Origin of the sequence: Pararhizobium sp. IMCC21322, assembly GCF_030758295.1 — a bacterium.
Lineage (GTDB): Bacteria > Pseudomonadota > Alphaproteobacteria > Rhizobiales.
Genome location: NZ_CP132335.1, coordinates 2,352,714 through 2,377,184 on the forward strand (window position 1 = coordinate 2,352,714; position 24,471 = coordinate 2,377,184).

Below are 24,471 nucleotides of genomic sequence, written 5' to 3' on the forward strand. Positions count from 1 at the left end.
CGGCTGTCGCGTCAGCTATTCAACAATCTCTGCCGTCTCTACAACGGCGTGAAACAACACATCGGCACCGGCTTTGGCCCATTCCGGCGAAATCTCTTCCGCCTCATTGTGGGAAAGACCATCTACGCAAGGGCACATGACCATGGCCGTTGGTGCCACACGGTTGATCCAGCAGGCATCATGCCCGGCACCAGAAATCAGATCACGATGGCTGTAGCCAAGCCGCTCGGCGGCATTGCGCACAGCCGTTACGCATGTCTCGTCAAAGGTCACCGGATCAAACCCGCCAACTTTCTCGAATGCGATCTCAAGCCCCATGTCATCACAGATTTTCTGCGCGCCATCTTTCAGACGAGCTTCCATATCTTCAATCACAGCCAGTTGCGGAGACCGCAAATCTACTGTGAACACTACTTTGCCGGGGATGACATTGCGGCTGTTGGGATAGACATCAATGTGGCCCGCGGCACCAACTGCATCGGGCTTGTGAGACCAGGCGACCTCATCAACCAGCTGCAGGACTTTGGCCATTCCCAGCCCTGCATTCTTGCGCATGGGCATCGGGGTTGAGCCCGTATGGCTTTCCTTGCCGGTGATGGTGATTTGCGTCCAGGAAAGGCCCTGACCGTGAGTCACAACACCAATATCCTTGCCTTCAATTTCAAGAATTGGCCCTTGTTCAATATGCAGTTCAAAGAACGCGTGCATTTTTCTGGCACCGACTTCTTCTTCGCCGCGCCAGCCAATGCGTTTCAACTCGGTGCCGAAGGTTTTTCCCTCTGCATCAGTCCGCTCATAGGCCCAATCCTGGGTGTGCATGCCTGCAAACACGCCTGAGGCAAGCATGGCGGGCGCAAAGCGTGTGCCTTCCTCATTGGTCCAGTTTGTCACTACAATCGGGTGTTTGGTTTTCATGTCCAGATCATTGAGGGTACGGACAATTTCCAGACCGGCCAGCACGCCCAATACGCCATCATATTTGCCACCAGTTGGCTGCGTATCCAGATGCGAGCCCACATAGACGGGCAGCGCATCCGGGTCCGTTCCTTCACGGCGCATGAACATGTTGCCCATCTGGTCAATCCCCATGGTCAGGCCGGCTTCAATGCACCATTTGTGAAACAGGATGCGCCCTTCGCCATCTTCATCGGTCAGGGTTTGCCGGTTGTTTCCACCAGCAATTCCGGGACCGATTTTGGCCATTTCCATCAGCATATCCCAAAGCCGATCGCCGTTGATCTTCAGATTATCACTTGGTGCTGCCATATCTGCCGCCTCGAGTTTGGGTTGCCGGTTTACATTGTCGGGAAATTGAAGATCGCACCTTCCTTGATACCATCGGGCCAGCGGCTGGTGACCGTTTTGAGACGGGTATAGAACCGGATGCCTTCTGGACCGTAGATTGAGTGATCTCCAAACAGAGACCGTTTCCAACCACCAAAGGAGTGGTAGGCAACGGGAACCGGGATCGGCACATTGATACCGACCATGCCAACTTCAATACTGTCAGCAAAGCTGCGCGCCGCATCACCATCGCGGGTGAAAATTGCGGTGCCATTGCCGAACTCATGCTCGTTGATCATTTTGGTCGCGGTTTCAAAACTGTCCGCACGCACCACGGACAAAACCGGTCCGAAAATCTCTTCCTTGTAGATCGACATGTCGGTCGTCACGCGGTCAAACAGGGTTCCACCGACAAAATAACCATTCTCATAGCCCTGCAGGCTAAGCCCACGGCCATCGACAACGAGCTCAGCGCCTTCTTTTTCGCCCGCATCAATATAGCCGACAACCTTGTCCTTGTGCTGCTGGGTCACAAGTGGACCCATATCAGCCTGAGCATCCGTAGCCGGGCCGATTTTGAGCGATTCAATACGTGGCTTCAAAGCTTCAACAAGCTTGTCTGCGATTGCATCACCCACGGGAACTGCGACGGAAATCGCCATGCAGCGCTCGCCAGCAGAGCCGTAACCGGCACCCATCAACGCATCGACCGTCTTGTCGATATCAGCATCCGGCATCACCACCATGTGGTTCTTGGCGCCACCAAGAGCCTGAACGCGCTTATTATTGGCCGTTCCGGTGTGATAGACATATTCGGCAATCGGCGTTGATCCGACGAAAGATACAGCCTTGATGTCCTTGTGGGTAAGGATTGCGTCCACAACTTCCTTGTCACCGTGAATGACATTCAGAACGCCAGCTGGAAGACCGGCTTCCATGAAAAATTCCGCGATCATATTGACCGCTGTCGGGTCTTTTTCAGATGGTTTCAGAATGAAGCAATTGCCGCAGGCAATCGCCATTGGATACATCCAGAGCGGCACCATGGCCGGGAAATTGAAAGGCGTAATACCGGCCACGATACCCAATGGCTGACGGTCGGAAAAACTGTCGATGGATGGACCTACATTGCGGGAAAACTCGCCTTTCAAAAGGTGAGGAATGCCACAGGCAAAATCCACAACTTCCAAGCCGCGTTGCACTTCACCAAGCGCATCATCATGGGTTTTGCCATGTTCGGCAGAAATAGCATCCGCAATCCGGTCAAAGTTCTGTTCAATCAGATATTTGACCTTGAACATCACTGCGGCACGTTTCAGCGGCGGCAAATTGGCCCATCCGGGAAGCGCAGCTTTTGCAGCTTCAACAGCCATGTCCAGTTCAGACGCGGATGAAAGACCAACCTCTCCATTCTGCTCCCCCGTTGCCGGGTTATAGAGCACCGCGGTGCGACCGCTTTGGCTGATGTGGGGTTTGCCACCAATAATATTATTTACGCGTGCCATTTTATAATTTCCTTACGCTGCGTCTTTCAACACGCCGGACAGCGTGTCGATAAGTTCATCAATATGGGATTTTTCAACAATGAGTGGTGGTGACAGGGCAATGATATCACCCGTCGTGCGGATTAGAAGGTTGCGTTCATAGGCTTCCAGGAAGCAGGAGAATGCACGCTTTGTGGGTTCCCCTGCAATCGGTTCCAGCTCAATAGCACCGATGAGGCCAATATTGCGGATATCTATGACATGCGGCAGGCCTTTCAGTGAATGCAGCGCATCTTCCCAATATTGTCCAAGCTCCTGACCTTTTTGAAACAATCCTTCTTCCTCATAGGTATCAAGCGCGCCCAAAGCGGCTGCAGCCGCCATGGGATTTCCTGAATAGGTATAACCATGGAAGAACTCGATCATATGCGGTGGGCCTTGCATGAAAGCCTCGTAAATATGGTCTTTTACAAATACCGCCCCCATGGGGATGACGCCGCTCGTCAAACCCTTGGCTGTAATCACAATATCCGGTGTGACGCCAAAATGCTGAACGGCAAAGGGCGATCCAAGTCGCCCAAAACCGGTGATAACTTCATCAAAAATAAGCAGAATACCGTGCTTGTCGCAAATATCTCGCAGCCGCTGCAAATAGCCCTGAGGCGGTATCAAAACACCGGTTGATCCGGCTACAGGCTCGACGATAACGGCTGCCACCGTGGAAGGGTCGTGCAATGTGCATATCCGTTCCAGTTCATCAGCCAGATCAGCGCCATGTTCCGGAATGCCGCGCGTAAATGCGTTTTTTTCGATATCATGGGTGTGGGCCAGGTGATCAACCCCGGTCAGCAATGTACCGAACATCTTGCGGTTCGAAACGATACCCCCAACCGATATGCCACCGAAATTCACGCCATGATAACCGCGTTCGCGGCCAATCAGACGGAACCGTGATCCATCGCCATTCACACGGTGGTAGGCGAGGGCAACTTTCAGAGCGGTTTCCACCGATTCAGATCCTGAATTGGTGTACATCACATGATTGATGTCATCTGGCATATAGTCGACGAGGCGCTCCGCCAGTTCAAACGCTTTGGGATGGCCCATCTGAAACGCTGGCGCATAGTCCAATTCTGCAGCCTGTTTCTGAATGGCTTCGGTGATCTTCGGGCGGCAATGGCCAGCATTCACGCACCACAGACCCGCAGTGCCATCCAGCACTTCCCGCCCGTCGGCGGTCACGTAATGCATGTCTTTGGCTCCAACGAACATGCGCGGAGATTCCTTGAATTGCCGATTGGCCGTAAACGGCATCCAAAAAGCTTCAAGGCTGTTATTCTTGTTGGGTGTTTGAATATTCATGGCGTCCCGCACTCCCCAAATCTATAGCACCGACCAGAAAGCCCCAGAGGCCCCAGAAGAAGACCTCCAAGACCCACTAAGAGAACTCCGTCACACCATCTGGCCGCGCAAACGTCCGTTTGACATTGTGGCTGGCACGCCGTTAGGTGAAACCGAAATTTCTGACCAATTGGTCAAATGAGACGTTAGACACAATCGGAAAAGCCCACAAGCCCTTTCCATTGTGTCAATTGAAGGTATTGCTGCAAACCAAAAGCAGGTGTGAGAAAAACAGCAATGCAGTGGCCCTTGGGAGAAGCAGGTACGCGTATTTATGGATTTGGACGAATCAGGATCGCGACCGGGGCAGGGGCCGGGTGATGATGTGAAGCCGCGCAAGGCTACCCGCATCCAGCTACGCAATCAGGAGCGCATTCTGGAAGGTGCTCTGAGCATCTTTGCATCAAGCGGGTTTCGTGGCGCGACCGTTGATGAATTGGCCAAAGCCTCTGGCATGACCAAGCCCAATCTCCTGTATTACTTCAGAAGCAAGAAAGCGCTTTACGTTGCGGTGCTGGAACTTGTGCTGGAGCGCTGGCTGGAACCACTGGAACAGCTTGACCCGGATGGCAATCCTGCGGAGCAGATTCTCACCTATATGCGTGCCAAGCTGGCCATGTCGAAAGAGCGACCGGAAGATTCACGTCTCTTTGCCAACGAAATTCTCAATGGCGCACCGATGCTGGGCACGGTGCTGCAAGGTCATTTGAAAGAACTGGTGGAACAAAAAGCTGCTGTGATCCGCCATTGGTGTGACACCGGACAGCTCAATCGGGTAGATCCCAACCACCTGATTTTCATGCTATGGGCGACAACCCAGCATTATGCGGATTTCGAGGTTCAGGTCGCCGCGCTGCTTGGCGAAAACAAGCGCGACAAGATTTATCAAGACGCAGCGACAACACTTGAAACCTTGTTTATGCATGGATTGTTGCCACGCAAGTAATTGCAGATGAGTCCGCGGAGCGTGCTGCTATTCCGCCGGTTCCCACAATTCCACCGGATTGCCTTCCGGATCATGCAAGCGGGCAAACCGGCCATTGGGATAGGTTTCAGGATCGCGTTTCACGGCAATCCCGGCAGCCTCCAATTGCGACACCATGGCATCCATATCCGCGACGCGAAAATTGATCATCCAGTTTTGCTCAAGGCGTCCAAAATAGTCGGTGTCTGCCGCAAAGGGGGCGAATACTGTCGTCCCCTTTGCAGTCTGCCATGCTGGAGTGTCATAATCTTTTGGAACTTCATCCACACCCAGATGCTCACGGTACCAGCTGGCCAGTGCGCCAGGGTCTTTCGCGCGAAAGAAAATGCCGCCTATGCCAGTGACCGTCTGCCGGGACATGAGATTACTCCGCTGGTTCAATCGCCTTGGCCGGAATGAAGTTCGGCGATGAGGGGTTGTTCACATGGGTTGTCCAGTTGGCGTACTCATCGGAAATCGGAGTGCTTGTGCGTGGATCAACACCTTCTGTCATCTCTTCCATGGTGATGCAGTTTTCGACCGGACAAACAACCACACAAAGATTACAACCGACGCATTCCTCGTCAATCACCTCATAGTGGCGCTCGCCATCCAGCATGGAGGTGATCGCCTGATGCGATGTATCTTCACAGGCGATATGACACCGTCCGCATTTGATGCACGAATCCTGATCAATGACAGCCTTGGTGATGTGGTTGAGATTGAGATACTGCCAATCGGTCACATTTGGCACGGCTTTGCCAACGATCTCTTCAACGTCGATGAAGCCTTTTTCGTCCATATAGTCCGACAGGCCATCAATCATGTCTTCAACAATCTTGAAGCCATACGTCATGGCGGCCGTGCACACCTGTACATTGCCACAGCCAAGCGCAATAAATTCCACCGCATCACGCCAGGTCGTGACGCCACCAATGCCCGAGATCGGCAGTTTGGCGGTTTCAGGATCTGTTGCAATTTTTGACACCATATTGAGCGCAATCGGCTTGACCGCCGGACCGCAATACCCGCCATGAGTGCCTTTGCCATCAATGGTCGGCTCGGGTGCAAATGTATCGAGATTTACGCTCATGATTGAGGTGATGGTGTTGATCAATGAGACTGCATCAGCACCGCCTGCATTGGCGGCACGGGCGGCTGTGCGGATATCTGAAATATTGGGTGTCAGCTTCACGATCACCGGCATATTGCTGTATTGCTTACACCAGCGGGTGACCATTTCCACATATTCTGGGACCTGTCCAACAGCTGCACCCATGCCGCGTTCCGACATGCCGTGAGGACAACCAAAATTCAGTTCAATGCCATCAGCTTCAGTGTCTTCCACCCGCTTCAGAATATTGATCCAGTTGCTCTCTTCACACGGCACCATCAATGACACGACCATGGCCCGATCCGGCCAGTCGCGTTTCACTTCCTTGATTTCGCGCAGATTGACGTCCAGTGGCCGGTCGGTGATCAGCTCAATATTGTTGAGGCCGATGAGGCGACGGTCATTGGACCAGGTAGCGCCATAGCGCGGCCCGTTGACGTTGACGATGGCCGGGTCTTCCCCCAGCGTTTTCCAGACAACACCACCCCAACCGGCTTTGAAAGCCCGGACGACATTATAGGCTTTGTCCGTTGGCGGCGCGGAAGCCAGCCAAAACGGGTTAGGGGACTTGATACCAACAAAATTGCTTCGAAGATCTGCCATGGTCTGTCTCCCTACGCTTTCAGGATTGAGTTGATGTGTTCAGCGGCAATCTTACCGTCTTCAACGGCAATAACAGTCAGATCATCGCCATCGGAAATACAGTCGCCTCCTGCCCAGACATCAGGCAGGTTAGTCTTGCGGTTTTCATCGACGCGAATGCGGCCATGCTCCAATTCGACTTCGGAAAAATCGGACCCCAGTTCTGCGCCGTGCAATGTCTGACCAATCGCTTTGAAAACCATATCGGCTTCCAGGGTGAAGGTTTCACCCGTGCCGAAAAGCTTGCCATTGTCGTCCTGCATGGTTTCAAAGGTGATGGCTCGCACCGAGCCATTGGCAACCAGTTCTTTGGGCGCCGCATAAGTGCGGATGGACACACCCGTTGTTTGCGCAAATTTCTGTTCCTTGGCGCTGGCATTCATACGATCCTGCCCGCGCCGATAGACGATTGTAACGTCCTGGGCACCCAGACGCTTGGTCTGGTTGGCAATATCGGTGGCTGTCATGCCGCCGCCAATCACCACGATCTTGCGGCCTACCGGCAGTGTGCCAAGCTGGTCGGCCTGTCGCAGATCTTCAATGTAGCTGACAGCGTCGATCACGCCATCGGCGTCTTCTCCGGAAAGGCCAAGGGCGTTGACACCGCCAAGACCGGCCCCAAGAAACACAGCGTCATAATCGTTGCGCAATTGAGACAAGGTTACATCACGGCCCAGCGCTTTACCGGTTTCGAGAGTGATGCCGCCAATGCCGAGGACGAAATCAACTTCCGCCTGAGCGAAATCCTCAGTCGTTTTATAAGCGGCAATGCCATATTCGTTGAGGCCGCCCGGTTTTTCCTTCGCATCAAACAGCACGACATCATGTCCATGGCTGGCAAGGCGATGGGCGCAGGACAGGCCGGCAGGACCAGCACCAACCACGGCAATTTTCTTGCCTGTTGGCGCCGCGCGCTCAAACGGCTGGGGCTTGTGGGCCATAAAGTGATCGGTCGCGTAGCGTTGGAGCTGACCAATTTTGACCGGCTTTCCTTCGGCAACTTCGCGTACACAGAGTTCTTCACAGAGCTGCTCGGTCGGGCAGACTCTGGCGCACATGCCACCCAGAATGTTCTGCTCAAAAATCGTTTTGGCTGAGCCATCCGGATTATCTGTCGCGATCTGACGGATGAATTGCGGAATATCAATGGATGTGGGGCAGGCCTGGATGCAGGGCGCATCGTAGCAGAAATAGCAGCGCTCTGATTCAACAAAGGCCTCGCGCTTATTCAGAAGAGGGTAGGCGTCCGAGAAGTTTCTGACATAGTCGTCAGCATCCAGTCGCCCGGCTTTGATGTCTGCTTCCTGTCCGTTTTCTGCCATTTGACCTCTCCATTCGAAAAATATTTTACCATTTGGACAAATTTTTTTCCGATTGTCTAGTGGCAATAGCGCGCTGTTGTCGTTCGGTTTCCCTTGTCACGACCTTATTGCTTGGGTAAACCGGCGATATGCCGCTTTAAACAGGTCTGATATGAATCAGGATTTCTCAAAGACTCCAATGCTTTTGACGCGCCGAACCCTTTTGCTGGGCTGCGCTGCGCTGGCCCTGTCCGCTTGCACGCCTGATGGGCTGGAAGTCGGTTTGTTGGATGATGATTATTACGCAACCGCCTATGGTCCGAAGCCCGAGGAAGAGTTTCCGCTGGATGCTCTGGAAGTTGCAGGAAAAGCAGACAAGCGCCTTTACAGGCAGGTTGTGCGCTACAAAACCAAAGAAAAACCGGGCACAGTCGTGGTCGACCCGCTTAATCACTACCTCTATCTTGTTCATGAAAATGACTACGCGATGCGGTATGGCGTTGGTGTTGGCAAAGCTGGCATGGCCTGGTCTGGCCGCGCATATGTGGCTGGAAAACGCCGCTGGCCAAGTTGGCGTCCGCCAGAAGAAATGAAACAGCGTCGCCCGGAACTCAGGAAATATGGCCCTGAAGGCATGGCCGGAGGATTGGACAATCCGCTGGGTGCCCGCGCGCTCTATCTATTTGAGGGTGACGTGGACACGCTCTACCGCATTCACGGGACGACGGACCCCAAATCCATCGGGAAATCGGTCTCCAGCGGATGTATCAGGATGTGGAATCACGATGTGATTGATCTTTACGAGCGGGTGAACAAATACACGGTCGTCGTCGTGTTGGGGCGGGAAACAAACTCCAAATCTGCCGCATGATGCCTGCTGAGACGCTCCTGCGAGACATGTTCTATGCTGCGGTTGCTGCTGCAAATCCAGATTTGGTTGTTCCGCCGCATCTTCCCGAGAAGCCGGAAGGCCGCGTCATTGTTTTGGGCGCAGGCAAAGCCTCGGCTGCCATGGCAAGAGCTGCGGAAGACAAGATCCTGCAGTCATGGGGCCTTGTTCCAAGCGGTCTGGTCGTCACTCAATATGGCGCAGCGGTTTCGTGCCAGCATATTGAAATTGTGGAAGCAAATCATCCGGTGCCGGACGCAAACGGCATGGAGGCCGCTGAGCGCATTCTGGCTATTGCCGATTCTGCCGATGCGGATGATCTGGTCCTGTTTCTGGTATCCGGTGGCGGTTCATCTTTGCTGCCGTTGCCTGGAAAAGGCCTTACCCTTGACGACAAGCAGGCCATCAACAAGGCTCTGTTGAAATCAGGTGCTGCCATTCACGAGATGAATGTTGTCCGCAAGCATTTGTCCGCCATCAAGGGCGGACGGTTGGCAGCTGCTGCCTATCCCGCCAAATTGGTAACGCTTGGTATCTCGGACGTCCCGGGCGATGATTTTGGGACAATTGCATCCGGTCCCACAATCGCCGACCCCTCAACAGTGGCAGATGCGATTGATATATTGGGTCGCTACAAAATCAGCCTGCCCCAACATATCGCGAATTTTCTGGAACAGGATAGCGCAGAAACGCCTGATCCTTCATCAGTATGTTTCAGCAACTCGCAAAGCACACTGGTTGCCAGGCCGCAGGCATCTCTGGAAGCGGCTGCAGAGGTGGCAAAGCAGGCAGGTTACACGCCACTAATCCTTGGTGATGCTATCGAGGGCGAAGCGCAGGACGTTGGTCTGGTTATGGCTGGAATAGCCAAACAGGTCCGCAATTACGGCCAACCCGCACAGCCGCCACTCGCGCTAATTTCAGGCGGAGAAACAACAGTTTCGGTGAATGGCCCGGCAGGGCGCGGCGGCCGCAATACAGCCTTTCTGCTGAGCTTTGCCAATGCCGCCAATGACATGCCCGGCATTTCGGCGCTGGCCTGTGACACGGACGGAATTGACGGCACGCAGGATAATGCCGGAGCGTTGTATTTGCCGGGCGATATCGCCTTGGGCCGCCAGGCGGGACGACGCGCCATCGATGATCTGTCAGGCTTCGACAGTTACAGCTTCTTTGAAGCCATAAACCGGTTGGTCATGACCGGACCAACACTGACGAATGTCAATGATTTGCGCGTCATTCTGATTGACCCTATCTGAGTTGTTTCGCAGCTACGTCTGATGGAAAACCATCAAGACGATGATACTGATTGCAATTGATATTGGACCGTGGCCCCAATACCATCGTCCTCAATCCATAAGACAGTCGAACACGCTGCAATCGCCGAACGGCACATCAACGCAATAGATAATTGGGGGGACTGTGAGCACACCAACTTTCCTTGGTCTGGATATCGGAACATCGGCGGTTAAAGCCGTCCTGATAGATGCAGACCAGACCATTCTGGCAAGCGAAAGCGCTTCCATGGATGTAACCCGCCCGCAGCCTGGTTGGTCAGAGCAAGACCCGGAAAGCTGGATTACCGCAACCCGGAAGGCCATGGCTCTGGTCAAGGCGGCCCAACCTGAAGCGCTGTCGCGTTTGCAGGGCATTGGGCTCTCTGGCCACATGCATGGTGCAACACTGCTTGGGAAAGACCACAAGCCTTTGCGTCCCTGTATTTTGTGGAATGATGGGCGGTCGGCAAAAGAATGTACCGAGTTGGAGGCCAAGGCTGATTTCCGTGGCATTGCTGGAAACATCGTTATGGCCGGATTTACCGCGCCAAAGCTGGCCTGGGTCGCGAAGCATGAGCCGGAGATATTCGAAGCAACACATAAAGTGCTTTTGCCAAAGGATTATGTGCGGCTTTGGCTGACGGGCGAATTTGCCTCAGACATGTCAGATGCCGCCGGTACCATGTGGCTCGATGTTGCCGGGCGTAAATGGTCGCCGGAATTGTTGCAGGCTACCGGCCTGTCGATGGACCATATGCCGGACCTGGTTGAAGGCAGCGCGACATCTGGCAATTTGCGCGGCGATTTATGTGCTGAATGGGGCTTGAGCGGAAGCATTGCTGTTGCAGGTGGCGGTGGCGACAACGCCGCCTCAGCATGCGGCCTAGGCACGGTTGTGCCGGGCTCGGCTTTTGTTTCGCTCGGAACATCCGGCGTGTTGTTCATCTGCAATGATCGGTTCTCTCCCAACACTGATGGCGCGGTTCACGCCTTTTGCCATGCAATACCGGATACCTGGCATCAAATGGGGGTTATCCTGTCAGCGATGGACAGCCTGACCTGGTTGTCGAACACAACGGGCACATCAGCACCTGAATTGACTGCCGCTCTGGATGGTCCCTTGAACGGGCCTGCACGCGGGCTGTTTCTGCCTTATCTGTCCGGCGAGCGAACACCGCATAATGATGCATCTGCGCGCGGCGCATTTATTGGCATTGATCACAGCACGGATAAAGCGGTCCTGACACAGATGGTTCTGGAAGGCATAGCATTTGCCTTCTGCGACAGTCTGCGCGTCCTCTCGGCTGCCGGTTCCAAAATCGACAGTGCATTGGTGGCGGGCGGTGGCGCCCGCAGCAAGGTGTTGTTGGATATTCTGGCAACGGCAATGAATATTGAACTGCATTTGCCGGAAGCGGGCGATTTTGGCGGTGGCTTTGGTGCTGCTCGTCTGGGACTGACAGCGGCAACGGGCGCAAACCCTGCAGAAATTTGCAGCCAGCCGCGCATTGTCGAAACCATTTCGCCAAATGCGAAATTGACCGCTGCCTATCAGGAAAAATATCAAACCTATCAGGCGCTCTATCCAGCGCTCAAACCACTAATATAAGGGTGAGGAACAACACATGAGCACCGGATTCTTCGGCGACATCCCGACAATCAAATATGAAGGCGCTGACAGCGACAATCAGTTTGCATATCGCCATTACAATCCCACTGAGATTGTAATGGGCAAATCCATGGAAGATCATCTGCGGGTGGCAATCGCTTATTGGCACAGCTTCTGCTGGCCCGGCAGCGATCCCTTTGGTGGGCAAACCCTCGATCGTCCCTGGTTTGGCGATACCATGGAAGGCGCGCGCCTGAAGGCTGACGTGGCCTTCGAGATGTTCGATATTCTCAACGCACCGTTCTTTTGTTTTCATGATCGCGACATTGCACCAGAAGGCGATACGCTGGCGGAAAGCAACCGCAATGTCAGCGAGATCGCCGACATATTCGCCGCCAAAATGCAGACGTCGAAAACACGGCTGCTTTGGGGCACTGCGAATTTGTTTTCCCACAAGCGCTTTATGTCCGGCGGTGCCACCAATCCTGATCCGGCTGTCTTTGGCTATGCAGCCGCACAGGTAAAACATGCAATGGATGTGACCCATCAGCTTGGAGGTGAGAACTATGTTCTGTGGGGTGGCCGTGAAGGCTACGAGACAGTGCTCAACACCGACATGAAACGCGAGTTGAATCAACTTGGTCGCTTTTTAAGCATGGTCGTTGATTACAAACACAAAATCGGTTTCAAAGGCGCCATTCTGATCGAGCCGAAACCTCAGGAACCCACAAAACATCAATATGATTACGATGTGGCTACCGTCTATGGCTTGCTGAAAGCGCATGGCTTGGAAAATGAAGTGAAGGTCAACATCGAAGTTGGCCACGCTGTTCTGGCCAATCACTCCTTCGAGCATGAAATCTGCACGGCAATGGCTCTGGGAATTTTTGGCTCCGTTGATGCCAATCGCAATGATTATCAGTCCGGTTGGGATACAGATCAGTTCCCCAACAATGTGCCGGAAATGGCTTTGGCACTATACTACATTCTGAAAGGCGGCGGCCTTACTTCAGGTGGCTTTAATTTTGACAGCAAACTGCGTCGTCAATCGACTGAGCCTGCAGATTTGATCGTCTCACATATTGGCGGCATTGATGTTCTGGCGCGGTCATTGAAAGCCGGAGCTGCCATGCTGGAAGACGGTGTGCTGGATGGATTTGTCGAAGATCGCTACGCGGGCTGGAGCCATCCCGAAGCGCAGAAAATGCTGGATGGAAGCTACGCGCTTGATGACATTGCAGGCTGGGTGCATGCTGATGGCATTAATCCGGAGCCCAAATCTGGGCGCCAGGAATATCTGGAAAACATCGTCAACAGATATGTGTAAGAGGGATTCATGAGTAAAATCAGATATGGTATGGTCGGCGGCGGGCAGGGCGCTTTCATTGGTGGCGTCCACCGCATAGCAGCCCGCATGGATGACCATTTTGAACTGGTCGCCGGGGCTTTTTCGTCCACGGCGGACAAGTCCAAAGCCTCCGGCGCTGAATTGGGCGTCGATGCTGACCGCACCTATGGCGATTTTGCTGAAATGGCAAAGGCCGAAGGCGCACGCAGCGATGGCATTGAAGCTGTGGCGATTGTCACGCCAAATCACATGCATTTTCCAATTGCAAAAGCGTTTCTGGAAGCTGGCATTCATGTGATCTGCGACAAGCCGATGACCACCACACTTGAAGATGCTCAGGAGCTTGCAAAACTGGTCGAGACAACCGGCAAGCTGTTTGTTCTGACGCATAATTATTCCGGCTATCCGCTGATCCGTCATGCCAGAGCCATGGTTGCCGATGGCGAACTTGGCAAAATTCAGATCATTCAGGCTGAATACCCGCAGGACTGGCTTACCGAGGCACTCGAGGGTACTGGCCAGAAGCAGGCGGCTTGGCGCACGGATCCAAAACAATCCGGCGTTGGTGGCTGTGTGGGGGACATCGGGACCCATGCCTATCATCTGGCGGGATACGTATCAGGGCTGAAAGCACAAAAGCTTGCAGCGGACCTCACAACTTTTGTTCCTGACCGCGATCTGGATGACAACATTCACGTCATGCTGCGTTATGAAAACGGCGCAAAAGGTATGATCTGGGCCAGCCAGGTTGCCCCTGGCAATGAAAACGGGTTGAGACTGCGTATTTACGGCACCAAGGGCGGCTTGTCCTGGGAACAGGAAAACCCGAACCGTATGCTGCACACGCCCTATGGCGAACCGCCGCGCATCCTGACACGTGGCGGCCCGACTGTTGGTCCGGAAGCAGAGCGTATGTCTCGCGTCCCACCGGGGCATCCCGAGGGCTATCTGGAAGGCTTTGCCAATATATACAGCGAAGCTGCGGCTGCCATTACGGCATTCCGGAACAATCAGGCAGCCGATAAAGCTGTCCATTTCCCAACCGTGAACGACGGCGTTGACGGTGTAGCTTTCATTGTTGCCTGTGTGAAATCAAGCGAGGCCGATTCAGCCTGGACTGATATTCAGGCGTAGATGTTCGAAAGTAATCTTGACCGCAACGGCCTTTCGCCGTTGCTGTCAATTCATCTCTTTTATCCAGCCGAGCCCGGCTGCTGTATCCTCAATCGGCTTGTACTCGCATCCAATCCAACCCTCATAACCAATCGCGTCGATGTGACGGAACAGGAACGGGTAGTTGATCTCGCCTGTACCCGGCTCATGCCGGCCCGGATTATCAGCAAGCTGCAAATGTCCGATGCGGTGCAGATTGGCGGCAAGCGTATTGGCCAAATCCCCTTCCATCACCTGCATATGATAAATGTCATATTGCAGCGATAGATTGTCTGAACCAACTTTCTCGATAATATCAAAAGCCTGTGCAGAGGTGTTGAGATAGAAGCCCGGGATATCGCGTGTGTTGATGGCCTCTATCACCAGATGAACATCATGTTTGGCAAATTCAGCGGTAGCGTAGCGCAGGTTTTCTACAAAGGTTTGCTCCATCAAGGCAGGATCAATATCGGATGCCGGTATACCGGACAGGCAGTTTACCGTCGGGCAATTCAATGCATTGGCGGCGTCAATGGCGGTTTGAACCGATGCGCGAAACTCATCAACACGATCCGGCAAGCACCCAAGGCCGCGGTCACCTGCCTCCCAATCGCCCGGTGGCATGTTGAACAGAACTTGAATCAGATTCAGAGAACGAAGCTTTTCCACTAAGTCATTGATGTCATAATCAAAAGGAAACATGTATTCCACGGCTTCAAAGCCAGCCTGGCTGGCAGCGTCAAACCGGTCCAGCATCGGCAAATCGGTAAAGAGCCAATTCAAATTGGCAGCAAATCTTGGCATATTGGCTGATACTCCCTGTCTACCGCCACGAGTGGCTTGCTGAAATGCGTCGGAGCCGTTTACAACAGACACATCAACAAGACAAACGCAGCAAAAAACCAATAGGGGTGCACCCCTATCCATTTGGGAGAGACTTATGAAGAAAACAGTTTTGGCCGCAACGACAGCCTTGTCGGTGGCAGTGCTGTCCTTGGCCACAGCCACAACGGCCAGCGCCGAACTCAAGGTCGGTATGATCACGACCTTGTCCGGCGGTGGCGCAAGCCTGGGTGTGGATGTTCGCGACGGTTTTCAGCTGGCACTGAAAATGGCTGGCGATCAACAAATTGAACTCTTGATTGAAGATGACGCGCGCAAGCCGGAAAATGCGGTTAAAATTGCGGACAAGTTCATTTCCAGCGACAAGGTCGATGTCTTGACCGGCATTATCTGGTCCAATCTTGCAATGGCCGTTGTTCCAAAAACTGTACGTGGCGGAACCTTCTACATCAGCCCCAATGCCGGTCCGTCCGCATTGGCTGGAAAAGGCTGTCATGAAAACTATTTCAATGCCGCATGGCAGAACGACAATCTGCATGAAGCCATGGGCAATTATGCCAATGATGCGGGATACAGCAAAAGCTTCATTCTTGCGCCGAACTATCCGGCGGGCAAAGATGCGCTGACAGGCTACAAGCGCTTCTACAAAGGCGAAGCTGCAGGCGAGATTTACACCAAACTCGGCCAGACAGATTATGCCGCAGAAATTGCCCAGATCAAAAACTCAGATGCAGACAGCGTCTTCTTCTTCCTGCCAGGCGGAATGGGAATTGCCTTCATGAAGCAATATGCCCAGTCCGGTGTTGACCTTCCGGTGCTTGGCCCGGCATTCTCGTTTGATCAGGGCATCTTGGGTGCTGTTGGCGATGCCGCTCTTGGCGTCAAGAACTCTTCCCAATGGTCCAAGGATCTGACGAACCCGGCCAACAAAGCCTTCGTACAAGCTTTTACCGAGGAGTATGGCCGCCTTCCATCGCTCTATGCCAGTCAGGGTTTTGACACAGCTAACCTGATCCTGTCTGCTGCTGCAAAAGCAAATGTGTCGAACAAGGCGGCTTTCCGTGATGCACTGCGTGCAGCCGACTTTGAATCCGTTCGTGGTGATTTCAGCTTTGGCCCGAACCACCATCCGATCCAGAACATTTATGTTCGCGAAGTGATCAAGGAAGGTGACGTTCTGACCAACAAGATCGTATCTATCGGCCTTGAAAATCACAGCGATGCATACGCTGTTGACTGCAAAATGTAGTCTGCGTAAACGAACTGAACCCGGCTTCAACCCAAGTGCTGAAGCCGGGTTTTTCTTGTCGGGAAAGATCTGAATGTCCACCTTACTGATAGCCGAACAGGTTCTGAACGGTCTGCAATTGGGCGTGACATTGTTCCTGATGGCAGCTGGCCTGACACTTGTTTTCGGAGTCATGGGGCTGATCAATCTGGCGCATGGATCATTGTATATGATCGGTGCGTTCTGCTGCGCCTTTGTCTCGGTTGAGACAGGGTCTTTCTTCCTCGGTCTCCTGGCAGGTATGGCAGGTGCGGCTGTTGCTGGCGCGTTGCTGGAAATGGTCGTCATGCAGCGTCTTTATGCCCGCGATCATCTGGATCAGGTGCTTGCGACATTCGCACTGATCCTGATTGCCTCTGAAGGCACGCGCTGGGTGTTTGGTGATGTGCCGCTGTTTCTGGATGTGCCAGAGGCATTTTCCGGCACGATTGAGCTGATCGGCGGGCTGACCTATTCCAAATACAGATTGCTCATCATTTTTGTGGGCCTGCTGGTGGCGTTGGGGCTGTATTGGCTGATTGCCCGCACGCGGCTGGGCATGCGCATCAGAGCCGGGGAATCCGACCGGGAAATGATTGCAGCCCTTGGCGTCAATATTCGCCTTGTCTACACCATCGTCTTTGCCCTTGGGGCGGCTCTTGCCGGGCTGGCAGGCTCCATGGTTGGCGCGCTGTCATCCGTTCAGGTTGGCATGGGCGAACCGGTTCTGATCCTTGCATTCGTTGTGGTCGTGATTGGCGGTATTGGCTCCGTCAAAGGCGCGCTGATTGGCGCCATACTGGTGGGGCTGGTTGATACGTTGGGCCGGGTTTTTCTGCCGTCCTTCTTCCAGCTTTTCATGGATAATTCAGATGCCATGACGCTTGGCTCATCTCTGGCATCCATGGCCATCTATGTGGTGATGGCAATTGTGCTGGCCGTGCGCCCGCAAGGCCTGTTCCCGGCAACCGGCACGAGCAGTGCCTGATATGTCACGTGAATCCTGGGTCAGTCTTGTTGTTCTGGTAGGCCTGCCTGTGGCCGCCTTCATCGCCCATATATCCGGCGAGACCTACATCATTAATCTGCTGACCCGAATGACAGTTCTGGGCCTTGCCGGGATCGGGCTGAATTTTGCACTTGGCTATGGCGGCATGGTCAGCTTCGGCCACGCAGCCTTTTTTGGTCTGGGTGCTTACGTAACCGGCATTGCCGCGTTTCATGCCTTCGACGAGAGCCTGTTTGCTACTGTTCCGTTTGAACTGGCTGGCACCAATCAGATGCTGCTGATCTGGCTGATCGCGCTTTTGCTGGCAGGGTTTCTGGCTTTGCTGATCGGCTTCATCTCCCTGCGCACCTCTGGCGTTTACTTCATCATGATCACGCTGGCCTTTGCCCAGATGCTATATTATTTCGCTATTTCCTGGCCCGCTTATGGCGGGGAGGATGGACTGTCGATCTATCTGCGCAATGAATTTCCGGGCGTGCAGACTGATAAGGCATTCTCGTTTTTTCTGCTGTGTTTTGCCGTTTTGCTGTTGGTGCTGTTGCTCTGCTGGCGCTTTGTAAATGCGCGTTTCGGCGCGGCGCTCCAGGGCGCGCGTATGAATGCGCTGCGCCTTTCCAGCATTGGCATTGCGCCTTTCCCCGTTAAGCTCACTGCCTTTGTTTTGTCAGCCATGATCGTTGCTCTGGCGGGGGCGTTGTTTGGCGAGTTGAACGGCTTTATCAGCCCCACCAGCCTCAGCTGGCAGATGTCAGGCGAATTGATCATCTTCGTCATTCTGGGTGGTGTCGGACGATTGGTTGGACCGCTCATCGGCGCAATCGTATTTGTGCTATTGGAAACCTATCTTGGTGGGCTGACGGACCGCTGGCAATTCTTCCTCGGCCTCATTCTTCTGGCAACGGTGCTGTTTGCCAATGGCGGCATCATGGGCCTCATTGGCGGGAGAACCCGTCATGACTGATAGCCCGAAGCCAATCCTTGAGATCAAAAATCTGTCCAAGCGCTTTGGTGCCGTACAAGCCAGCGATGATGTCTCCTTGTCAGTCCTGCCCGGCAGGCTGCACGCATTGATCGGTCCCAATGGCGCTGGAAAATCCACGCTGATTGGCCAGATATCCGGATTTCTCGCACCCGACGAGGGCCAGATATTTCTGAAAAACCGGGATGTGACGCATTTGTCCGCCGAGCGCCGGGTTCATATGGGGCTTGGCCGCAGTTTTCAGGTTTCCAACCTATTGCTGGAATGGTCTGCACGCCGCAATGTCATGCTGGCGGTTCAGGCGCGCAAGGGCGGCAGCTTTCGTTTTTTCAGGAATGTCTGGAAGGATCAGGCTTTGCGCTCTGCTGCCGAAGCCGCCCTGCAAAAAGTCGGCCTTCAGGACCGGGCCGATATCCGCGCCATGGAACTTTCCCACGGCGAAAGGCGGCAACTGGAGTTTGCTTGCGCGTTGGCACTGGAGCCGAGCCTTCTTGTGCTGGACGAGCCGATGGCGGGTCTAGGCCCGGAAGGCACAGCTGCGATGACAGCGTTTCTGGCGGACTTGAAACACACCATCCCGATTCTGTTGGTGGAGCATGATATGGATGCGGTCTTCAGACTGGCCGATGAAATCTCTGTTCTGGTCTATGGAAAAATCATTGCCAGCGGATCACCTGAAGATATCCGCCAGTCTGCGGCTGTGCAGGAAGCCTATCTGGGGAGCAGTACGGATGCTGCTTGATGTCAAAAACCTCACCAGCAAATATGGCGCAACGCAAGTGCTGTTCGGGGTCGATCTGTGCGTGGAAGAGGGTGAGATCGTCGCTCTGATGGGCCGCAATGGCATGGGAAAATCCACCAGCATACGCGCCATCTGCGGCCTGAACCCGGTGAGTTCGGGACATATTGCCTTTGGCGGGTCTGATATCAGCCAGTTGCCATCTCATAAATGCGCCCAGATGGGCCTTGGTCTCGTGCCGGAAGGGCGGCGCTGTTTTCCTAATCTGTCAGTGGCAGAAAATCTTGTGGCCACTGGACGCTCTGGCCCCTGGACATTGCAAAAAGTCCATGCGCTTTTTCCCATATTGGAAGAACGGTCCACGCAAATGGCCAACACTCTTTCCGGTGGAGAGCAGCAGATGCTCGCCATTGGCCGCGCGTTGATGACAAATCCAAAGCTGCTGATACTGGATGAAGCCACCGAAGGGCTGGCCCCGGTCATCCGCGATCAGATATGGGCAGCGCTGAAGACGCTCAAAGAGCAGGGACAGGCCATTCTGCTGGTGGATAAGTCACTTCGGGAAGTGATGAATATTGCCCAGCGCTGCACCATCCTGGAAAAAGGCCAATCGGTCTGGACCGGCCCTGTCGACAAGCTGACGCCAGACCTTCAGCAACGTTTTCTGGGCGTCTAGAAATGTAGGCGGAAGATCAAAAGATTGTCCTGAAGGGTTTGGAACCGTGATAAAATGACCCTACATAGTAAATGCAAGCATCAGGAGGGCAGAACTTATGAGCGACGGTCAAAAGCATACCATTCCTTTCACACCGGACATGGCATTGAAGCCCCTGGTTAAAGGGTTTTTCGACGAAGCAACCAATACCATTTCCTACGTGGTGGAGGACCCGTCCAGCAAGGCCTGCGCTATCATCGACAGCGTCATGGATATTGACTATGCGGCTGGCCGCATTTCCTCCGAAAGCGCCGATGAACTGATTGCTTATGTCGAAAGCAAGGGCTTGAAGACTGAGTGGATACTGGAAACACACGTTCATGCCGATCATCTGTCCGGGGCGCCCTATCTGCAGCAGAAGCTGGGCGGTAAACTGGGAATTGGCGCTGGCATTATTGCCGTGCAGGACACGTTTGGGAAAGTCTTCAATGAAGGCACCGAGTTTCAGCGCGACGGATCGCAGTTCGATCAGTTGTTTCAAGATGGTGACACGCTCAAAATTGGCCAGATGACGGCTCGCATTCTTAGCACGCCCGGCCATACACCAGCCTGCATTACCATTGTTGTTGGCAACGCGGCCTTTGTTGGCGATACGCTGTTCATGCCAGATGGCGGGTCTGCACGGGCGGATTTCCCGGGCGGCGATGCGCGGGAGCTGTTTCACTCCATCCGCCGCGTCCTTTCCCTGCCAAAAGAAATGCGTTTGTTCATTTGCCACGATTACGGTCCCAATGGCCGGGATATCAAATGGGAAACAACAGTTGGCGCCGAGCGCGAGCATAACATTCACGTCAATGACACCATTGACGAGGAGACATTTGTCGAAGTCCGGGAGGCGCGTGATGCGACCCTTGCCATGCCGAAACTTATCATCCCGTCACTGCAGGTCAATATGCGGGCAGGTCATGTGCCGAAAGACGAAAATGGCAACCCGACTTTGAAAGTTCCCATCAACGGACTTTAGGGTGCGGACCCATTATGGGTGATGAAATAGCAGAACAAATGGCAAAGAGATGCAAGGAAATGCGCGCAGAGCGGGCTTTCTGCCCGGTCAAGCGCTTTGACGCCGCAGATCGCAGCCATTTTTCTGTCCATCAAGGATCGGGCCTGTTTGCCCGCAGCCCGCGTCGCAAAGACTTGAAAGTCTTCAGACTTCCTGCTTCTTTGCTCCTGGTCTGAAAACAAACCGATCCCGACTATTTCACCACCCGTAAAGGGTCCGCACCCTAAGCCTGCACACCGGCATACCGCCGGATTTGATACAGGTCAAAGCCGTGTTTGGCTGCCACGCCTAAGTATATGTTACCAATTGAGGAGGTTGTCATGTACAGTAAAATTCTGGTTCCAATCGATCTGAGTGATGTCGGTCACGGCAAGGAAGTTCTTGGCGTTGCCGAGAAGCTGCTGCAGCCCGGCGGCACAATTACTGTCTTGAATGTTGTGGAAGATATTCCGGGCTATGTTGCTGCAGAATTGCCGGATGAAATCGTCAAGGATCTGTCCGGTAATGCCCAAAAAGCCCTTGAGGAAATTATCTCTGGGTTGAGCGGCAACATCGAGCTTGAGGTGCGCCGCGGCTCGCCTGCCAGTGCCATTGTGGCAGCGTCAGAACAGTTGGGAGTCGATCTGATCATCATTGCATCCCACAGCCCGGGCCTTGCCGATTATTTTCTTGGCTCCACAGCATCACGCGTTGTGCGCCATGCCAAATGCCCAGTACTTGTAGACCGATAAGCAATCAGGAAGAAATCATGGAAACTGCCATATACAAAACACGCCTGCTGACCAGGCGTGATGAACTCAACGCCCGGCTCCAGACCATTGAGCATGATCTGGATCAGAAGAAAGATCCCGATATTGAAGAGCGTTCGGTTGAAAGCGAAGGCGATGAGGTCATGGAATCTCTGGGCCAATCCGGCCTGCTGGAATTGAAAGCCATTGACGCCGCCTTGTCGCGCATTGAGGGCGGCACATTTGGCATTTGCGCGCAGTGTGAAGAACCGATTGCCGAACAACGTCTGGAGGCGATTCCAATGGCGGCACTTTGCCAGAAATGCGCGGCGGCAGCCTGATCAGGATGTGATGAGGCTCCCCATAACAGGAGAGACACATGCCCTATAAAACCATTATTGCCTTGCATAATGTGGATGATGGCAATGAGACAATCAGCGAGGCACTCACTTTATGCAGTGCGCTGAAGGCTCATCTCAGTGTCATCGTCATTGGCCTCACACCGCAGCCACCCATGTCATCGGGCTATGGGGGAGGAACCTTCGAAATATGGGGCTCTGAATTTGCACGCATGCAGGAGGAGATCGCGGCCAAGGCAGATGCGTTGGAAATCTGGATTTCGAACAATCTGCCAGTCGATCCACTGACCTTTGATGTGTCACACCAATTCAGCCAGGGCGGCACGGTGGCGCGTGAAACCGGTCGCCGTGTGCGTTTTTCAGACCTGTGTCTGTTCACCGGTTCCTATGACCCGGACAGCTATCTGATGCAACAGACCTTGCGCGGTGCGTTATACGATACGGGCCGTCCGGTTCTGGTGATGAATGGCAAGCCGTGCCCGCTGCACAATCTGAAACGCATCATGCTGGCCTGGGATGGCGGGGCACAGTCGGCCATTGCCGTGCGCCACGCTCTGGACCTCATGACCAATGCCGATGATGTGCAGATCGCCATGGCCGATCCGCAAAGCGCCAGCGAGCGCTTTGGCGACGAACCGGGCGTGGATCTGGCAACCTATCTTTCCCGGCACAACGTACCGCTTACCGTCACGCCCGTGGCAACAGAGGGGCGCACAGTGGCTGAGACGCTGGTCCGCCATGCCACCGATATGGATGCAGAGCTGATTGTCATGGGTGGCTATGGCCACACACGCTTGCAGGACTGGTTTCTGGGCAGCACCACATCAAGAATGTTGATAGAGGCTGACAGACCACTGCTGCTGGCGCACTGAACTGCATCTGCCTATAATTGGGTCCAGACCCTGAATTGATTTGGCCGATGAACCAAAGCGGTCATACATTTTTAATGAGGCAGGCATGCAGTTTTCAAACATCAATGGCGTCAATCTCCACTATCAGGTCATCGGCGCGCCGGAAGGCTCGCCCCTGTTGGTATTTTCCAATTCTCTTGGCACCGATTTCCGTATCTGGCGTGATGTCATTGTTCGCTTTGTCGGCGAATGCGCCATCCTGACCTATGACAAACGCGGACACGGCCTGTCTGATCTGGGCAAGACGCCCTACACGATGGACGATCATGTGGCCGATCTGGAAGCGCTGCTTGATGAACTGGGCCAGAAAAACGCCATCATTGTCGGCCTGTCCATTGGCGGCCTGATTGCACAGGGCCTCTACGCCAAGCGCCCCGATCTGGTGCGCGCCATGGTGCTGTGCGACACAGCCCATAAAGTTGGCAATGACGAGCTGTGGAATGGCCGCATAGCAGCGGTCGAAAAAGGCGGCATCAAATCCCTTGCTGACGGTATTATGGAACGCTGGTTCTCAAAGGAATTCCCCAGGAACCACCCGGCCACCTATACCGGTTACAAGACCATGCTCTGCCGCCAGCTGGACGCAGGCTACACCGCCAGCAGCGCTGCCATCCGCGACGCAGATTTCACCGACGATTGCGCCAATATAAAAGTCCCGACCCTGTGCGTCGTCGGAGACCAGGACGGAGCCACCCCGCCGGCCGTGGTGGCAGAACTGGCAAAGTTGATCCCGAATTCACGCTTTGAGGTGATCAAGGATGCCGGGCATTTGCCATGTATCGAACAACCCGAAATGTTGGCGGATATGATCAAGGCGTTTTTTGACGATGCCGGACTTTGGCCAAAGGCCGGTTAGGCAACCAGCGAGTTGATATGATCAGGCCAGCAGCCCCGATCACCATCGCTTTGTAGGCAGGACCAGTTCAGGCTGAGTTGTTGGCCGAGCTATTCTTTTTTGACGCGATAATCCTTGTGGCAGGCGGCGCAATTGGTCGTTGCCACGCCAAACGCTGCTTTGAAGGCATCAAGATCGGCCGGCTTTGCGGCAATTCCCGCTGCCGTATCGGATTGAAACTTGGCCAAAATCATGTCGAAGCCTGCGCGATCATCCCAGATGCTCGGCGCTACAGTGGTTTTGCCGCCGCTTTCGCTTCCCTCCGGAAACAGTTCACCAAAGCCCAGCGCTGCGGCATTCATGGTCCGCAGGACCAATGCAGCAGTCACGGCATTGAATTCGGTCTCGCCCTTGACCATGCCCGCGCCGGCTCCGGTTGCGGCACCAACATTTTGCATGATGGCTTTGCGCGCGGCAATGGGATCATCGGCGCCAAACACCGGTCCGGTTGCAAAGGCTGCCAGCAGGGTTGCGGTTAAAATTTTGTATTTCATAATCATCTCCTCAAAAGAACTGGGTTCATATCGGCGGATTCAGGGCTTTCGGGAAGGTTACGCT

Annotated in this window: 25 protein-coding genes; 17 read left to right on the forward strand and 8 right to left on the reverse strand. The window is 54.1% G+C overall.

All coding sequences use genetic code 11. From position 1 onward, the window contains the following. Positions 1-15: 15 nt before the first annotated feature. Genes RAL91_RS11285 through RAL91_RS11295 form a run of 3 tightly spaced genes read right to left on the reverse strand, consistent with a single transcriptional unit; the run spans position 16 to position 4,130 of the window. Positions 16-1,266 carry a Zn-dependent hydrolase gene (locus RAL91_RS11285; RefSeq protein ID WP_306262300.1) on the reverse strand — a complete coding sequence of 417 codons (1,251 nt, stop codon included), beginning with the start codon at positions 1,264-1,266 and terminating at the stop codon, positions 16-18. A gap of 29 nt (positions 1,267-1,295) precedes the next feature. After that, positions 1,296-2,789 carry a CoA-acylating methylmalonate-semialdehyde dehydrogenase gene (locus tag RAL91_RS11290; RefSeq protein WP_306262302.1) on the reverse strand — a complete coding sequence of 498 codons (1,494 nt, stop codon included), beginning with the start codon at positions 2,787-2,789 and terminating at the stop codon, positions 1,296-1,298. A 12-nt stretch (positions 2,790-2,801) separates the two neighbouring features. Further along, positions 2,802-4,130 (reverse strand): aspartate aminotransferase family protein, encoded by a 1,329-nt coding sequence (locus RAL91_RS11295; protein ID WP_306262304.1) that lies wholly within the window; start codon positions 4,128-4,130, stop codon positions 2,802-2,804. A 313-nt stretch (positions 4,131-4,443) separates the two neighbouring features. On the opposite strand from RAL91_RS11295, the gene RAL91_RS11300 reads away from it, so the two are divergent. Then, positions 4,444-5,115 carry a TetR family transcriptional regulator C-terminal domain-containing protein gene (locus tag RAL91_RS11300; protein ID WP_306262306.1) on the forward strand — a complete coding sequence of 224 codons (672 nt, stop codon included), beginning with the start codon at positions 4,444-4,446 and terminating at the stop codon, positions 5,113-5,115. 27 nt (positions 5,116-5,142) lie between these two features. On the opposite strand, the gene RAL91_RS11305 is transcribed toward RAL91_RS11300, so the two are convergent. The 3 genes from RAL91_RS11305 to RAL91_RS11315 are packed head-to-tail and all read right to left on the reverse strand — an operon-like array spanning position 5,143 to position 8,211. Continuing rightward, on the reverse strand, positions 5,143-5,514 hold the full coding sequence (locus RAL91_RS11305) for a VOC family protein (protein ID WP_306262308.1): 372 nt from the start codon (positions 5,512-5,514) through the stop codon (positions 5,143-5,145). Between the two features lie 4 nt (positions 5,515-5,518). Then, entirely contained in the window at positions 5,519-6,850 is a 1,332-nt protein-coding gene (gene preA, locus RAL91_RS11310; RefSeq protein WP_306262310.1) for an NAD-dependent dihydropyrimidine dehydrogenase subunit PreA, read from the reverse strand. Positions 6,851-6,861: 11 nt separating this feature from the next. Further along, positions 6,862-8,211, reverse strand: coding sequence for an NAD(P)-dependent oxidoreductase (locus tag RAL91_RS11315; protein WP_306262312.1), 1,350 nt, complete (start codon positions 8,209-8,211; stop codon positions 6,862-6,864). Between the two features lie 178 nt (positions 8,212-8,389). Here RAL91_RS11315 and RAL91_RS11320 point away from each other — a divergent pair, with 178 nt between their 5' ends. The 5 genes from RAL91_RS11320 to RAL91_RS11340 all read left to right on the forward strand — a co-directional run bounded on the left by RAL91_RS11320 (position 8,390) and on the right by RAL91_RS11340 (position 14,447). Further along, positions 8,390-9,061 carry a L,D-transpeptidase gene (locus RAL91_RS11320; protein ID WP_306262314.1) on the forward strand — a complete coding sequence of 224 codons (672 nt, stop codon included), beginning with the start codon at positions 8,390-8,392 and terminating at the stop codon, positions 9,059-9,061. Then, complete coding sequence (locus RAL91_RS11325; RefSeq protein ID WP_306262316.1) at positions 9,058-10,338, forward strand: glycerate kinase; 1,281 nt, start codon at positions 9,058-9,060, stop codon at positions 10,336-10,338. The genes RAL91_RS11320 and RAL91_RS11325 overlap by 4 nt, the downstream gene beginning before the upstream one ends. Before the next feature lie 163 nt (positions 10,339-10,501). Then, a complete protein-coding gene (gene xylB, locus RAL91_RS11330) occupies positions 10,502-11,965 on the forward strand; it encodes a xylulokinase (protein WP_306262319.1) in 1,464 nt (487 codons plus the stop codon). A gap of 16 nt (positions 11,966-11,981) precedes the next feature. Continuing rightward, positions 11,982-13,292, forward strand: a complete 1,311-nt coding sequence (xylA, locus tag RAL91_RS11335; protein ID WP_306262321.1) for a xylose isomerase — start codon at positions 11,982-11,984, stop codon at positions 13,290-13,292. A gap of 9 nt (positions 13,293-13,301) precedes the next feature. Beyond that, positions 13,302-14,447 carry a Gfo/Idh/MocA family protein gene (locus RAL91_RS11340; RefSeq protein ID WP_306262323.1) on the forward strand — a complete coding sequence of 382 codons (1,146 nt, stop codon included), beginning with the start codon at positions 13,302-13,304 and terminating at the stop codon, positions 14,445-14,447. A 45-nt stretch (positions 14,448-14,492) separates the two neighbouring features. Here RAL91_RS11340 and hyi read toward each other — a convergent pair whose 3' ends face one another. Beyond that, positions 14,493-15,269, reverse strand: a complete 777-nt coding sequence (gene hyi, locus RAL91_RS11345; protein ID WP_306262325.1) for a hydroxypyruvate isomerase — start codon at positions 15,267-15,269, stop codon at positions 14,493-14,495. Between the two features lie 136 nt (positions 15,270-15,405). Between hyi and RAL91_RS11350 the strand changes: the two genes are divergently transcribed. From RAL91_RS11350 to pcaD, 11 genes are all read left to right on the forward strand, one after another. Continuing rightward, positions 15,406-16,557 carry an ABC transporter substrate-binding protein gene (locus RAL91_RS11350; RefSeq protein ID WP_306262327.1) on the forward strand — a complete coding sequence of 384 codons (1,152 nt, stop codon included), beginning with the start codon at positions 15,406-15,408 and terminating at the stop codon, positions 16,555-16,557. 73 nt (positions 16,558-16,630) lie between these two features. Continuing rightward, positions 16,631-17,563, forward strand: coding sequence for a branched-chain amino acid ABC transporter permease (locus tag RAL91_RS11355; RefSeq protein ID WP_306262329.1), 933 nt, complete (start codon positions 16,631-16,633; stop codon positions 17,561-17,563). Between the two features lies 1 nt (position 17,564). Next, positions 17,565-18,545 carry a branched-chain amino acid ABC transporter permease gene (locus tag RAL91_RS11360; RefSeq protein ID WP_306262331.1) on the forward strand — a complete coding sequence of 327 codons (981 nt, stop codon included), beginning with the start codon at positions 17,565-17,567 and terminating at the stop codon, positions 18,543-18,545. After that, the gene (locus RAL91_RS11365; RefSeq protein ID WP_306262333.1) at positions 18,538-19,305 is read left to right on the forward strand and encodes an ABC transporter ATP-binding protein; all 768 of its coding nucleotides are present in this window, start codon (positions 18,538-18,540) and stop codon (positions 19,303-19,305) included. Before RAL91_RS11360 ends, RAL91_RS11365 begins: the two co-directional genes overlap by 8 nt. Next, complete coding sequence (locus RAL91_RS11370) at positions 19,295-19,978, forward strand: ABC transporter ATP-binding protein (protein ID WP_306262335.1); 684 nt, start codon at positions 19,295-19,297, stop codon at positions 19,976-19,978. Before RAL91_RS11365 ends, RAL91_RS11370 begins: the two co-directional genes overlap by 11 nt. Positions 19,979-20,075: 97 nt before the next feature. Next, the gene (locus tag RAL91_RS11375) at positions 20,076-20,981 is read left to right on the forward strand and encodes an MBL fold metallo-hydrolase (protein WP_306262337.1); all 906 of its coding nucleotides are present in this window, start codon (positions 20,076-20,078) and stop codon (positions 20,979-20,981) included. A gap of 38 nt (positions 20,982-21,019) precedes the next feature. Further along, on the forward strand, positions 21,020-21,196 hold the full coding sequence (locus tag RAL91_RS11380) for a hypothetical protein (RefSeq protein WP_306262339.1): 177 nt from the start codon (positions 21,020-21,022) through the stop codon (positions 21,194-21,196). 144 nt (positions 21,197-21,340) lie between these two features. After that, positions 21,341-21,751 (forward strand): universal stress protein, encoded by a 411-nt coding sequence (locus RAL91_RS11385; RefSeq protein ID WP_306262341.1) that lies wholly within the window; start codon positions 21,341-21,343, stop codon positions 21,749-21,751. A 17-nt stretch (positions 21,752-21,768) separates the two neighbouring features. After that, the gene (locus RAL91_RS11390; protein WP_371932508.1) at positions 21,769-22,089 is read left to right on the forward strand and encodes a TraR/DksA family transcriptional regulator; all 321 of its coding nucleotides are present in this window, start codon (positions 21,769-21,771) and stop codon (positions 22,087-22,089) included. Between the two features lie 38 nt (positions 22,090-22,127). Continuing rightward, complete coding sequence (locus RAL91_RS11395) at positions 22,128-22,979, forward strand: universal stress protein (RefSeq protein ID WP_306262343.1); 852 nt, start codon at positions 22,128-22,130, stop codon at positions 22,977-22,979. Positions 22,980-23,064: 85 nt separating this feature from the next. Then, positions 23,065-23,874 carry a 3-oxoadipate enol-lactonase gene (gene pcaD, locus RAL91_RS11400; RefSeq protein ID WP_306262345.1) on the forward strand — a complete coding sequence of 270 codons (810 nt, stop codon included), beginning with the start codon at positions 23,065-23,067 and terminating at the stop codon, positions 23,872-23,874. Between the two features lie 89 nt (positions 23,875-23,963). Here the strand turns inward: pcaD and RAL91_RS11405 are convergent, their stop codons facing one another. After that, positions 23,964-24,407: a cytochrome c gene (locus tag RAL91_RS11405; protein ID WP_306262347.1), complete on the reverse strand. Its 444-nt coding sequence runs from the start codon at positions 24,405-24,407 to the stop codon at positions 23,964-23,966. Positions 24,408-24,471 lie beyond the last annotated feature (64 nt).

Bases quoted from the DNA above. Each gene is read 5' to 3' on its own strand.
- RAL91_RS11315 (WP_306262312.1), bottom strand. From the start codon at position 8,211: ATGGCAGAAAACGGACAGGAAGCAGACATCAAAGCCGGGCGACTGGAT.
- hyi (WP_306262325.1), bottom strand. From the start codon at position 15,269: ATGCCAAGATTTGCTGCCAATTTGAATTGGCTCTTTACCGATTTGCCG.
- RAL91_RS11320 (WP_306262314.1), top strand. From the start codon at position 8,390: ATGCTTTTGACGCGCCGAACCCTTTTGCTGGGCTGCGCTGCGCTGGCC.
- RAL91_RS11300 (WP_306262306.1), top strand. From the start codon at position 4,444: ATGGATTTGGACGAATCAGGATCGCGACCGGGGCAGGGGCCGGGTGAT.
- RAL91_RS11290 (WP_306262302.1), bottom strand. From the start codon at position 2,789: ATGGCACGCGTAAATAATATTATTGGTGGCAAACCCCACATCAGCCAA.
- RAL91_RS11350 (WP_306262327.1), top strand. From the start codon at position 15,406: ATGAAGAAAACAGTTTTGGCCGCAACGACAGCCTTGTCGGTGGCAGTG.
- RAL91_RS11285 (WP_306262300.1), bottom strand. From the start codon at position 1,266: ATGGCAGCACCAAGTGATAATCTGAAGATCAACGGCGATCGGCTTTGG.
- RAL91_RS11375 (WP_306262337.1), top strand. From the start codon at position 20,076: ATGAGCGACGGTCAAAAGCATACCATTCCTTTCACACCGGACATGGCA.
- xylA (WP_306262321.1), top strand. From the start codon at position 11,982: ATGAGCACCGGATTCTTCGGCGACATCCCGACAATCAAATATGAAGGC.
- RAL91_RS11395 (WP_306262343.1), top strand. From the start codon at position 22,128: ATGCCCTATAAAACCATTATTGCCTTGCATAATGTGGATGATGGCAAT.
- RAL91_RS11340 (WP_306262323.1), top strand. From the start codon at position 13,302: ATGAGTAAAATCAGATATGGTATGGTCGGCGGCGGGCAGGGCGCTTTC.
- RAL91_RS11355 (WP_306262329.1), top strand. From the start codon at position 16,631: ATGTCCACCTTACTGATAGCCGAACAGGTTCTGAACGGTCTGCAATTG.
- RAL91_RS11380 (WP_306262339.1), top strand. From the start codon at position 21,020: ATGGCAAAGAGATGCAAGGAAATGCGCGCAGAGCGGGCTTTCTGCCCG.
- RAL91_RS11405 (WP_306262347.1), bottom strand. From the start codon at position 24,407: ATGAAATACAAAATTTTAACCGCAACCCTGCTGGCAGCCTTTGCAACC.
- RAL91_RS11360 (WP_306262331.1), top strand. From the start codon at position 17,565: ATGTCACGTGAATCCTGGGTCAGTCTTGTTGTTCTGGTAGGCCTGCCT.
- preA (WP_306262310.1), bottom strand. From the start codon at position 6,850: ATGGCAGATCTTCGAAGCAATTTTGTTGGTATCAAGTCCCCTAACCCG.
- RAL91_RS11295 (WP_306262304.1), bottom strand. From the start codon at position 4,130: ATGAATATTCAAACACCCAACAAGAATAACAGCCTTGAAGCTTTTTGG.
- RAL91_RS11305 (WP_306262308.1), bottom strand. From the start codon at position 5,514: ATGTCCCGGCAGACGGTCACTGGCATAGGCGGCATTTTCTTTCGCGCG.
- RAL91_RS11385 (WP_306262341.1), top strand. From the start codon at position 21,341: ATGTACAGTAAAATTCTGGTTCCAATCGATCTGAGTGATGTCGGTCAC.
- RAL91_RS11365 (WP_306262333.1), top strand. From the start codon at position 18,538: ATGACTGATAGCCCGAAGCCAATCCTTGAGATCAAAAATCTGTCCAAG.
- pcaD (WP_306262345.1), top strand. From the start codon at position 23,065: ATGCAGTTTTCAAACATCAATGGCGTCAATCTCCACTATCAGGTCATC.
- RAL91_RS11390 (WP_371932508.1), top strand. From the start codon at position 21,769: ATGGAAACTGCCATATACAAAACACGCCTGCTGACCAGGCGTGATGAA.
- RAL91_RS11325 (WP_306262316.1), top strand. From the start codon at position 9,058: ATGATGCCTGCTGAGACGCTCCTGCGAGACATGTTCTATGCTGCGGTT.
- RAL91_RS11370 (WP_306262335.1), top strand. From the start codon at position 19,295: ATGCTGCTTGATGTCAAAAACCTCACCAGCAAATATGGCGCAACGCAA.